Source organism: Roseovarius gaetbuli (assembly GCF_900172365.1).
Taxonomy (GTDB): Bacteria; Pseudomonadota; Alphaproteobacteria; order Rhodobacterales; family Rhodobacteraceae; genus Roseovarius; species Roseovarius gaetbuli.
In genome coordinates this window covers 109012-119486 of sequence record NZ_FWFJ01000008.1, presented here as the reverse complement: position 1 = coordinate 119486, position 10475 = coordinate 109012, and the positions used below count along the sequence as shown (strand labels likewise).

The window sequence follows — 10475 nt, the reverse complement described above, 5'->3', positions numbered from 1 at the left end:
GCTTGCGATCGCTGTATAGCTGCTCTGACAGCGTGCGTGGTCGTGGCGCTCCCGTGACGAACTTGGCCCATAATGCTTCCTTCCATTCCTGAGAAAGGATCGCACCATCAAACCATCGGATCAAACACCAGTCCCCCGGAGTATTTCTGGAAAGATGAAAGTTGGGTCTCAGCTTGCGTCGCGAAGGGCGGTGAAGGCGGGCCAGGCATCCGGGTCAGCAACGGTCTTATCGCGGCAGAATGCGTTGCAAAATCCGAAAATGCGTCCCTCTGTTTCCATCAGGTGAGTAACAGGATCGCCGGAATAAGGACAGGTGGTGTTTTGCGGCGCGCCCCTGTCCACCGCTTTTGCTTGGCGCGGGATAGGGCCGGGCCAGTCGGTGGTGGCGTAGTCGCGCGCATAACGCTCCAGAGTGTCGCCATGCACAAGGCTCATGGCACGCCAGCGGCGAAAGGCGTGATCATTGAGGTGCGCCGCGACATAGCTGTGTGCGCTCTCGGATACTGGCAGGCCATAGCCCGCGATCCGGGCCGCCACGGGGGCAAAGAACGCATCAACCGCGCTATAGTCGCCGCAAAGCCATGGGCCATCGGGGGTCGTCGCGGCGCGGGCGTGATCCCAGATCACTTCAAGCCGGGCCAGATCGGCCAAAAGCGCTTCTGAGGGCTCAACGCCTTGATAGGCCAGCCGCATGTTCATCGGGCAATCACCACGCAGCGTGGTAAATCCGGCGTGCATTTCGGCCGCGAGGGTGCGCGCGGTGGCCCGCGCCAGCGGATCGCTTGGCCAAACACCCGCCTCGGGGTGGCGGCTTGCCAGCTCTTCGGCCATGGCGAGCGATTCAGATATGATCGCGCCTTCGGGTGTCACGAGCGTTGGAACTGTGCGCGCCGGGGCGACATCGCGCAGTTGCTCGGCGACGCTTGCGGCGTCGTTGAAATCAAGCAGCCGGGTTTTATACGGCAGGTCAAAGCGGTTGAGCAAAAGCCAGCCGCGCAGTGACCATGAGGAATAGGCGAAATCGCCAAGGATAAGTTGGTATGTCATTGTGGAATCCTAGACGCGAGGATGGCGCGGGCAAAACGAATAATTGTGCGGCGGCCCATCACGGCAGGTGATTGATTGCCTGTGCGTGCCAGCGGTTGCCCTGCCAGTGCAACTCGGTCACCGACAGGTTGTCGATCCGGTGCGCGAAGGCCTCATAGGCGGTCACCTCAAGGGCCTGTTGCACTTGGGTCAGGATCGCGCCGAAATGGGCGACGGCGATGATATCGCGCCCCGGATGGGCGGCAAGCAGGCGGGCGGCACCCGCAGAGACACGGCTTGACACCTCGTGCCAGCTTTCGCCGCCCGGCGGGCGGACATCGCCGGGATTTTCCCAGAAGGCACGCAAATGCGCCTGGTCGGAAATCTTGTCGAAGACCTGCAATTCCCAATCGCCAAAATGAATTTCGCGCAGGTCGGGATCATCGGGCAGGCGGGTGCGCGGCCCGTTGAGTGCATCGGCGGTGGCGCGGGCGCGGATCAGGTCGGAGGAAATCACAAGGGCATCCTCTGGCAGATGCGCCGAGAGGCGGGCAATCTGTGCGGTGTCACTCAGATCAGCAGGCAGATCGGACCAGCCAACCATGGATTTGGCATGGGTTGGCCCGTGACGGACCCAGTAGAACCGGCTCATGAGAGGGTGCCCTTGAGAACCTGCGGCAGGCCTGCGATCACGTTAACCACAAGCGAGGCCTCGGCCGCGAGCCTTTGGTTCAGCCGTCCCTGAGCCTCGCGAAATCGGCGGGCGAGTGCGTTTTCGGGAACGACCGACAGGCCGACTTCATTGCTGACCACGACCACCGGGGCGACGCAATCGGTGAGGGCGCGGATCAGGGCGGCTTCGGCCTTTGCAAGATCCCCATCGGCCAGCATGTGATTGCTCAGCCACATGGTCGCGCAATCCAAAAGCACGACCTCATCGCGGTGCGCCTCGGCAAGGGCGGGAACAAGATCAAGCGGCGCCTCGATGGTGCGCCAGCCCTCGCCACGCATGGTTTGATGGCGGCTCACCTTGGCGCGCATCTCGTCGTCAAAACTTTGCGCCGTCGCCAGATAGACCCGCGCCCGGCCGGATTGCACGACAAGCCCCTCTGCAAAGACCGATTTCCCCGAGGCGGCCCCGCCTAGGATCAAGGTTAACTCTGGCAGATCCAACACCCGCGCCCCCAATTTTTTTGATCCGATTTATCGGGCGATGCGTAGCACTCATCAAAGGACCGATAAAGGGCGCAAATGCCTGAGCCGCCAGACAGGGGGAAGACAATGCCACTTGATGCACCACAAACAAGTTCCATGTCCCGCACCGCGATGAAGGCGGAAATGCTGGATGCAGAAACCGAACTGGCGCTGGCCTATGCCTGGCGCGACCAGCGCGACGAAGAGGCGCTTCACCGTTTGATCACGGCCTACATGCGGCTGGCGATCTCGATGGCGTCGAAATTTCGCCGTTATGGCGCGCCGATGAATGACCTGATTCAAGAGGCCGGGCTTGGTCTCATGAAGGCGGCGGACAAGTTTGATCCTGACCGCGGCGTGCGATTTTCGACCTATGCGGTCTGGTGGATCAAGGCCAGCATTCAGGATTATGTCATGCGCAATTGGTCGATGGTGCGCACCGGGTCTACCAGCAGCCAAAAGTCGCTGTTTTTCAACATGCGCCGGGTGCAGGCCCGTCTTGAGCGCGAGGCGATGGCAAATGGCGAAGAGCTTGACGGGTACCAACTGCGCGAGATGATCGCGCATGAGGTTGGCGTCCCACTGCGCGATGTCGAAATGATGCAGGGGCGTCTTTCCGGCTCTGACTTTTCGCTCAATGCGACGCAATCGTCTGAGGATGAGGGGCGCGAATGGATCGACACGCTTGAGGATGATGGGCCGCGCGGTGATCAGCTTGTTGAACAGGATCACGATCTTGGCGCTCTGCGCAACTGGCTGACCGATGCGATGCAGAACCTCAATGAGCGCGAGCGGTTCATTGTGCGCGAACGCAAACTTCGCGATGCGCCGCGCACGCTTGAGAGCCTTGGCACGGAATTGAACCTCTCCAAGGAGCGGGTGCGCCAGCTAGAAGCGGCGGCCTTTCAAAAGATGCGCAAACATCTTGAAAAGCACGGGTCCGAGGTTCACAACCTGTTGGCATGATCGCGCGTTATGTCGCCCTTGTTTTTGGCCTGAGTTTTGCGCTGCCGTTGGCGGCGCAGGATGTGTATGTGTTGGGCGAGGTTCATGACAACCCCGCCCATCATGCGGTTCAGGCCGAGCGGGTGGCGGAGATAAGACCAAGCGCCATCGTGTTTGAAATGCTGACGGCTGCGCAGGCGCGAAAAGTCGTGCCCGAGCTGCGCGGTGACCAAGCGGCGCTGGCCGAGGCGCTTGAGTGGGGCGAGAGCGGTTGGCCCGATTTTGCGCTGTATTACCCGATTTTTGCGGCGGCGCCAGAGGCGGCCATCTATGGTGCGCAGGTGCCTCGCGAGGAGGCGCGCGCGGTGTTTGAAGAGGGGCTTGCGGCCAGTTTCGGCGCGGATGCGGTGCGCTATGGGCTGGACCGACCCTTGCCTGCGACTGAGCAGACCGAGCGTGAGGCGCTTCAGATGGCGGCGCATTGTGATGCTCTGCCGGTGGATATCCTGCCCGGCATGGTCGACATTCAACGTCTGCGTGACACGGCGCTTGCGCGCGCCGTCCTAAACGCTCTGGACGAGACGGGTGGCCCGGTTGCCGTGATCACCGGCAATGGCCACGCCCGGCGCGATTGGGGCGTGCCGGCGGTGCTCTCTGCTGCGCGCGACGGGCTTGGGATTGCGGTGCTTGGACAGACCGAAGACGGCGCCCCGCTTGAGGGTGGATTTGACGAGGTGATATCGGCCGAAGCGGTTGATCGCCCCGACCCCTGCGCGGCCTTCAAATAGCTTGTCGCGCCCTTGCGTGTGCGCCTCGCGAGGCGGGCGATTAGGCCTGACGCACTGCCCCGTGTCACCCCCCTTGTCACCCAGAGGGCCACGCCCTACTGTCGCAGCGGCTGAACAAGGAACGCGCCCATGCTGGCATCGAAACGCATTCTTCTGATCATTGGGGGCGGTATCGCAGCGTTCAAATCGCTCGACCTGATCCGTCGGTTGCGAGAGCCGGGCGCAGAGGTGACGCCGGTGCTGACCCGCGCGGGATCGGAGTTTGTCACGCCGCTGTCAGTCTCGGCCCTGGCCGGGCGCAAGGTGTTTCAGGATCTGTTTGACCTCACCGATGAGGCCGAGATGGGCCATATCGAACTAAGCCGCAGCGCCGATTTGATCGTGGTCGCCCCGGCCACCGCCGATCTTATGGCGAAAATGGCGGGCGGACAGGCAAATGATCTCGCCTCGACGCTTTTGCTGGCGACCGATACGCCGGTTCTTATCGCGCCCTCGATGAATGTGCGGATGTGGGAGCATGCGGCCACGCAGCGCAATCTTGCCACCTTGCGTGGCGATGGTATCGGTTTTGTCGGCCCGAATGAGGGTGATATGGCCTGTGGCGAGCATGGACCGGGGCGGATGGCCGAGGTGCCGGAAATTGTCGCCGCAGTGCAGGCGGCGCTGGCCGATGGCCCCCTCAGGGGCCGACGCGTGCTGGTCACCTCTGGCCCGACCCACGAGCCGATTGACCCGGTGCGCTATATCGCCAACCGCTCGTCGGGCGCGCAGGGCACGGCGATTGCCCATGCCCTCAGCGCACTTGGGGCAGAGGTTGTCTTTGTCACCGGTCCCGCCAGCGTGCCACCGCCCGAGGGCGTCAAGGTGGTGCGTGTCGAGACCGCGCAAGAGATGCTTGCGGCGGTCGAGGCGGCGCTTCCGGTCGAGGCGGCGGTGTTTGCCGCAGCGGTGGCCGACTGGCATGTGGCCGGGGCCAGCCAGTCCAAGCTCAAGAAAACCAAGGGCGGCTTGCCCAAGCTGGAGTTCGCCGAAAACCCCGATATTTTGGCCCGCGTGAGCCAGATGACCGCCGGGCGCCCGGGGCTTGTGATCGGCTTTGCCGCCGAAACCGATGACGTGGTTGAGAACGCCACGGCCAAGCGCGCGCGCAAGGGCTGCGACTGGATCGTGGCGAATGACGTCGGGCATGGCACCGGTATCATGGGCGGCACGGAAAACGCAGTCACCCTGATCCGCGCCGAGGATGCCGAGACCTGGCCAAGGATGCCAAAGGTCGAGGTCGCCCAAAAGCTGGCCGAGCGGATCGCCAAGGCGCTTCTGGACGGGCATTGAGTATTTATGGAATGATGAAAGTTGGGTTTTTGCTAACTGTATCAATGGCTTGGGAAGAGTGGGCGGATTGCGCGCTTGGTCTGCCGTCTTACGAGACTGCGGGGGCGGCGGGTGCCGATCTGCGCGCGAATTTCCCCGCAGAGCGGCGCAGCGGCGTGAGGCTGGCGCCGGGCGAGAGGGCGCTTGTGCCGACCGGGCTTCGGCTGGCGATTCCGATGGGGTTTGAAGTGCAAATCCGGCCGCGTTCCGGTCTTGCGCTCAAGCATGGGATTACCCTGCCCAACAGCCCCGGCACGATTGATGCCGATTATCGCGGGCCTTTGGGGGTGATCGTGATGAATGCCGGGCAAGAGGCCTTTCACATTGAGCACGGTGCGAGGATTGCGCAGATGGTGATTGCGCCTGTGGTGCAGGCGCGATTTGAATTGGTTGAAACGCTGGATGAGACCGCGCGCGGACAGGGCGGTTTTGGATCGACCGGGGTCTCCTGATGATGCTGGTTTTGATCATGGCGGCGGTGCTTTGGGGCATCGGGGCGGCGCTTGGCACGCCCCGGCGATTGCGGTGGGGGATGCTCGGTATCCTGTGGCTGGCGGTGGTTGCGGTGCATCTTGGTTTGCCGGATGGGCATCCCTTGCGGCTTGCCACGGGGGAAAGTGTCGCGCTTTGGCTCATGCTTGGCGGGGCGGCGGCGATTGTCTGGGTTTACCGGGCTGGACTGGGCCGGTTGCGGGCGCGCGCACAGATCAAGGACCGCGCGGATGCGAGCGCAGGTGAGACCGGGCGAAAGCCGCTGTTCAGCGAGGCCGAGCTTGACCGTTATGCCCGCCATATCGTGCTGCGAGAGATTGGCGGGCCGGGGCAGAAGGCGCTCAAGCAGGCGCGGGTTCTGGTGATCGGCGCAGGCGGGCTTGGCTCGCCGGTTCTGCTCTATCTGGCGGCGGCGGGGGTTGGTGTGATCGGCGTGATTGATGACGATGAGGTTGATAATTCCAACCTGCAACGACAGGTGATCCACCGCGACGCAGATATCGGCCTGCCCAAGGTGCAATCCGCCAAAGCGGCCATGATCGCGCAAAATCCACATGTGACGGTGCGCCCGTACCAGCGACGCCTGACGCCCGAGATCGCCGCCGAGCTATTTGCCGAGTATGATCTGATCCTTGACGGCACCGATAATTTCGCGACCCGCTATCTTGCGAATGCTGCTGCGGTGAAGCAGGGCATCCCGTTGATTTCAGGCGCTTTGTCACAATGGGAAGGCCAGCTTAGCGTGTTTGACCCGGCGCGCGGTGCGCCCTGTTACCAATGCATCTTCCCCGAGGCCCCCGCACCCGGCCTTGCGCCGTCTTGTTCCGAAGCGGGCGTTTTGGGCCCCTTGCCCGGGGCAGTCGGCGCGATGATGGCGGGCGAGGCGATCAAGATCATCACCGGCGCGGGGCAGCCCCTGCGCGGTGAAATGCTGATCTATGACGCGCTTTATGGCGAGAGCCGCAAGATCGGGCTAAGCGCAAGAGAAACCTGCCCGATTTGTGGCACGAAAGGAGAAAGCGATGACAAACCCGTTGCTGGCCGAGTGGAAGACACCGTTTGACCTTGCGCCCTTCGCGGCGATTGACGACGAGGATTTTGCGCCTGCGTTTGAAGCCGCGCTAGAGGCGGCGCGTGCCGAGATCGAGGCGATTGCCGACACTCCCGAGGCCCCGAGTTTTGCCAATACGCTCGAGGCGCTTGAGGCCTCGGGCAAGGATCTTGACCGGGTTCTGTCGGTGTTTTTCACGCTGGCCGGTGCCGATAGCAACCCCAAGCGCCAGGAATTGCAGCGCGAATTTGGCCCCAAACTGGCGGCGCATTCTTCGGCGGTTTATGGCAACAAGGCGCTGTTTGCCCGGATCGAGGCGCTTTGGCAGGCACGCGACACACTTGATCTGACGCCAGAGCAGGCGCGGGTTCTGATGCTGAGCCACCGTGGCTTTCGCCGTGCGGGCGCGGGGCTTAGCGGGGCAGAGGACACGCGCATGCGCGAGATCATGTCGCGGCTTTCGGTGCTCGGGACGGCGTTTACCCAAAACCTTTTGGCCGATGAGGCCGGGTGGCACATGGAATTGTCCGAGGCCGATCTTGAGGGGCTGCCGGACTTCGTGGTCGACACGGCGCGCGCGGCGGGGCGGGAAAAGGGCGTTGAGGGGCCGGTTGTGACCTTGTCGCGCTCGCTGATCACGCCGTTCTTGCAATTCTCGCCGCGCCGCGATCTGCGCAAACGGGCGTTTCAGGCCTGGGCCGCGCGCGGCGCCAATGGCGGCGAGGCCGACAACCGCGCGGTGGCCGAGGAAACCCTTGCCCTGCGGGCCGAGCGCGCAAACCTGCTTGGCTATGATAGCTTTGCCGGCTTCAAGCTTGAAACCGAGATGGCCAAGACGCCGGAGGCGGTGCGCGAGTTGTTGATGGCGGTCTGGGCGCCGGCCAAGGCGCAGGCCGAGGCGGATGCAGAGGTGTTGACCGCAATGCTTCGCAGCGACGGGATCAACGGCACGCTGGAGCCGTGGGATTGGCGCTATTATGCGGAAAAGCGGCGTCAGGCCGAGCATGATTTGCAGGAAGCCGCGCTTAAGCCGTACCTCTCGCTTGAGCGGATGATCGAGGCGGCGTTTGGTTGCGCCAACCGGTTGTTCGGGCTTGAGTTCAAGGCATTGGACGTGCCGCTTTACCACCCCGATTGCCGGGCCTGGGAGGTGACGCGCGGCGGCGAACATGTGGCGGTGTTTATCGGCGATTACTTCGCGCGCGGCTCAAAGCGGTCAGGGGCGTGGTGTTCGGCGATGCGCGGGCAGGCGAAATGGCCCAAGGTTCAGGGGCCGGTGGTGATCAATGTGTGCAATTTCGCCAAGGGCGATCCGGCGCTTTTGTCCTATGACGATGCGCGCACCTTGTTTCATGAATTTGGGCATGCGCTGCATCAGATGCTGTCGGATGTGACCTATGAAAGCGTGTCGGGCACGTCGGTGGCGCGTGATTTTGTTGAACTGCCAAGCCAGCTTTATGAACACTGGCTTGAGGTGCCCGAGGTGCTTGAGCAATACGCCACCCATGTGGAGACCGGCGCGGCGATGCCGCGTGATCTGCTGGACAAGATGCTTAAGGCGGCGACCTTTGATATGGGGTTTCAGACGGTGGAATATGTTGCATCGGCGCTGGTCGACCTGGCGTTTCACGAGGGTACGCCGCCCGAAGATCTCATGGCGCGACAGGCCGAGGTTCTGGAGGAGCTTGGTATGCCGCAGGCGATCACCATGCGCCACGCCAGCCCGCATTTCGCGCATGTGTTTTCAGGCGATGGATATTCCAGCGGGTATTACAGCTATATGTGGTCAGAGGTGATGGATGCGGATGCCTTTGAAGCCTTTGAAGAGGCCGGTGGGCCCTTCGATCCCGAGCGCGCCCAGGCACTTGAGGCGCATATTCTGTCGCGCGGCGGCTCAGAGGATGCAGAGGCGCTTTACCGTGCGTTTCGTGGGCGGCTTCCGGGGGTCGCGGCGCTCTTGAAGGGGCGCGGGCTGGCGGCCTAGAGCTTTTCGAACATGCGACATGCTCTAGAGTTTTTTGGTTTTGTTTCGGATCGCCTTTGGCGATCCGACCGTGTGGGGGGCGCTGCCCCCCACACCTCCCAGAGTATTTGGACCAAGAAGAAGGTCAGATCGTCTGATCGTAGTCTCCGACGAGCGGTTCGGTGCGGATGACCGCGTCGATGTCGGCGAAGATGGCGCGCATTTCGGCCTCGGATTGCGCGCTTTCGCAGACGACCACGAGGTTGGGGGTGTTGGACGAGGCGCGCACCAATCCCCAGCTTCCGTTGTCAAGGATCACGCGGGCGCCATTAACGGTGACCACCTCTTTGATCGGGCGCCCGCCGAGCGGTTCACCGGCCTCGTGCTTGGCAACCAGTTTGGCGACCAGGCGGTCAAGCACCGCGTATTTTTCGGTATCGGCGCAATAGGGCGACATGGTGGGTGTGGCCCAGGTTTGCGGCAGGGCGCGGCGCAGGTCGGACATCGACAGCCCCGGATTGCGATCCATCAGCTTGCAGATTTCCACCGCGACGCGCATGCCGCAGTCATAGCCGCGGCCAATCGGTTCGGCCAAGAAGTAGTGACCGGATTTCTCGAACCCTGCCAGAGCGCCAAGTTCCTTGACCCGGCGTTTCATATGGCTGTGGCCGGTTTTCCAGTAATCCGCCTTGACGCCGTTCTTGATCAGCTCGGGGTCAGAGGCGAACAGGCCGGTGGATTTGACATCGGCCACGAAGGTGGCACCGGGGTAAATCTTGCTGAGGTCACGGGCCATGATCACGCCCACCTTATCGGCGAAAATCTCTTCTCCCTCGTTATCGACAACGCCGCAGCGATCACCGTCACCGTCAAAGCCAAGCGCGAAATCGGCCCCTGTGGCGCGCACGCTTGCGGCCATGTCATGCAGCATTTCCATCGCTTCGGGGTTCGGGTTGTAATGGGGAAAGGTGTAATCAAGGGTGTTATGGCTTGGGATTACCTCGACGCCGATGCGTTCAAACAATTCCGGCGCAAAGGCCGAGGCCGTGCCATTGCCGGTGGCGCAGACCACACGCAGTTTGCGTGTCATGCGGAAATCGCCAACGAGGTCGTCAAGATAGGCCTCGCGCACCCCATCAACAAATTCATAGGCGCCGCCCGGCCGAGGCAGGCCGCGGCCTTCAAGCACGATGTCGCGCAGCTCTGACATCTCGTCGGGGCCATGGGTGAGTGGGCGCTCAAAGCCCATCTTTACCCCGGTCCAGCCGTTGGGATTATGGCTTGCGGTGACCATGGCGACGGCGGGCACATCAAGGTGGAACTGTGCAAAATAGGCCATCGGGCTTACCGCCGGGCCGATATCCTTGACGGTAATCCCGGCCTGCATCAGGCCGAGCATCAGCGCGTTCTTGATCGACAGTGAATAGTCGCGATAGTCGTTGGCAACGGCGATAACGGGCGCAATGCCGCGTGCGTGCATCTGGGTGCCAAGGCCAAGGCCAAGCGCGGTGATTCCCGGCAGGTTGATTTGCTCGGGATACTGCCAGCGGGCGTCATATTCGCGAAACCCCGTGGGCATGATCATCGCATCACGAAGGAAGCCCCAAGTGTTGGGGGTGACGGCGGAACTGGGTTTGGTCACGGC

Annotated in this window: 10 protein-coding genes; 6 read left to right on the top strand and 4 right to left on the bottom strand. The window is 62.6% G+C overall.

The window, feature by feature from the left end:
* Window positions 1–168: 168 nt before the first annotated feature.
* From ROG8370_RS06340 to cobU, 3 genes are read right to left on the bottom strand one after another with little or no spacing between them, the layout of a single operon-like run.
* Window positions 169–1047, bottom strand: a complete 879-nt coding sequence (locus ROG8370_RS06340) for a glutathione S-transferase (protein ID WP_085826232.1) — start codon at window positions 1045–1047, stop codon at window positions 169–171.
* Window positions 1048–1105: 58 nt separating this feature from the next.
* The gene (locus ROG8370_RS06335; RefSeq protein ID WP_085826231.1) at window positions 1106–1678 is read right to left on the bottom strand and encodes a histidine phosphatase family protein; all 573 of its coding nucleotides are present in this window, start codon (window positions 1676–1678) and stop codon (window positions 1106–1108) included.
* A complete protein-coding gene (gene cobU, locus ROG8370_RS06330; protein ID WP_245827225.1) occupies window positions 1675–2178 on the bottom strand; it encodes a bifunctional adenosylcobinamide kinase/adenosylcobinamide-phosphate guanylyltransferase in 504 nt (167 codons plus the stop codon). Before cobU ends, ROG8370_RS06335 begins: the two co-directional genes overlap by 4 nt.
* 129 nt (window positions 2179–2307) lie before the next feature.
* Here cobU and ROG8370_RS06325 point away from each other — a divergent pair, with 129 nt between their 5' ends.
* The 6 genes from ROG8370_RS06325 to ROG8370_RS06300 all read left to right on the top strand — a co-directional run bounded on the left by ROG8370_RS06325 (window position 2308) and on the right by ROG8370_RS06300 (window position 8851).
* A complete protein-coding gene (locus ROG8370_RS06325) occupies window positions 2308–3186 on the top strand; it encodes an RNA polymerase factor sigma-32 (RefSeq protein ID WP_085826230.1) in 879 nt (292 codons plus the stop codon).
* On the top strand, window positions 3183–3953 hold the full coding sequence (locus ROG8370_RS06320) for a ChaN family lipoprotein (protein WP_085826229.1): 771 nt from the start codon (window positions 3183–3185) through the stop codon (window positions 3951–3953). Before ROG8370_RS06325 ends, ROG8370_RS06320 begins: the two co-directional genes overlap by 4 nt.
* Before the next feature lie 129 nt (window positions 3954–4082).
* Entirely contained in the window at window positions 4083–5285 is a 1203-nt protein-coding gene (gene coaBC / locus ROG8370_RS06315; protein ID WP_085826228.1) for a bifunctional phosphopantothenoylcysteine decarboxylase/phosphopantothenate--cysteine ligase CoaBC, read from the top strand.
* Window positions 5286–5329: 44 nt separating this feature from the next.
* Complete coding sequence (gene dut, locus ROG8370_RS06310; protein WP_139838058.1) at window positions 5330–5776, top strand: dUTP diphosphatase; 447 nt, start codon at window positions 5330–5332, stop codon at window positions 5774–5776.
* The gene (locus ROG8370_RS06305; protein WP_085826226.1) at window positions 5776–6879 is read left to right on the top strand and encodes a HesA/MoeB/ThiF family protein; all 1104 of its coding nucleotides are present in this window, start codon (window positions 5776–5778) and stop codon (window positions 6877–6879) included. The genes dut and ROG8370_RS06305 overlap by 1 nt, the downstream gene beginning before the upstream one ends.
* Window positions 6839–8851 (top strand): M3 family metallopeptidase, encoded by a 2013-nt coding sequence (locus ROG8370_RS06300; RefSeq protein ID WP_085826225.1) that lies wholly within the window; start codon window positions 6839–6841, stop codon window positions 8849–8851. The genes ROG8370_RS06305 and ROG8370_RS06300 overlap by 41 nt, the downstream gene beginning before the upstream one ends.
* Before the next feature lie 124 nt (window positions 8852–8975).
* Here the strand turns inward: ROG8370_RS06300 and ROG8370_RS06295 are convergent, their stop codons facing one another.
* Entirely contained in the window at window positions 8976–10472 is a 1497-nt protein-coding gene (locus tag ROG8370_RS06295) for a phosphomannomutase/phosphoglucomutase (protein WP_085826243.1), read from the bottom strand.
* Window positions 10473–10475: the final 3 nt, after the last annotated feature.

What these genes read in the sequence shown, in the direction of transcription:
- ROG8370_RS06340 (WP_085826232.1), bottom strand. Translation starts at nt 1,047, where the DNA reads ATGACATACCAACTTATCCTTGGCGATTTCGCCTATTCCTCATGGTCA.
- ROG8370_RS06335 (WP_085826231.1), bottom strand. Translation starts at nt 1,678, where the DNA reads ATGAGCCGGTTCTACTGGGTCCGTCACGGGCCAACCCATGCCAAATCC.
- ROG8370_RS06325 (WP_085826230.1), top strand. Translation starts at nt 2,308, where the DNA reads ATGCCACTTGATGCACCACAAACAAGTTCCATGTCCCGCACCGCGATG.
- ROG8370_RS06320 (WP_085826229.1), top strand. Translation starts at nt 3,183, where the DNA reads ATGATCGCGCGTTATGTCGCCCTTGTTTTTGGCCTGAGTTTTGCGCTG.
- coaBC (WP_085826228.1), top strand. Translation starts at nt 4,083, where the DNA reads ATGCTGGCATCGAAACGCATTCTTCTGATCATTGGGGGCGGTATCGCA.
- dut (WP_139838058.1), top strand. Translation starts at nt 5,330, where the DNA reads ATGGCTTGGGAAGAGTGGGCGGATTGCGCGCTTGGTCTGCCGTCTTAC.
- ROG8370_RS06305 (WP_085826226.1), top strand. Translation starts at nt 5,776, where the DNA reads ATGATGCTGGTTTTGATCATGGCGGCGGTGCTTTGGGGCATCGGGGCG.
- ROG8370_RS06300 (WP_085826225.1), top strand. Translation starts at nt 6,839, where the DNA reads ATGACAAACCCGTTGCTGGCCGAGTGGAAGACACCGTTTGACCTTGCG.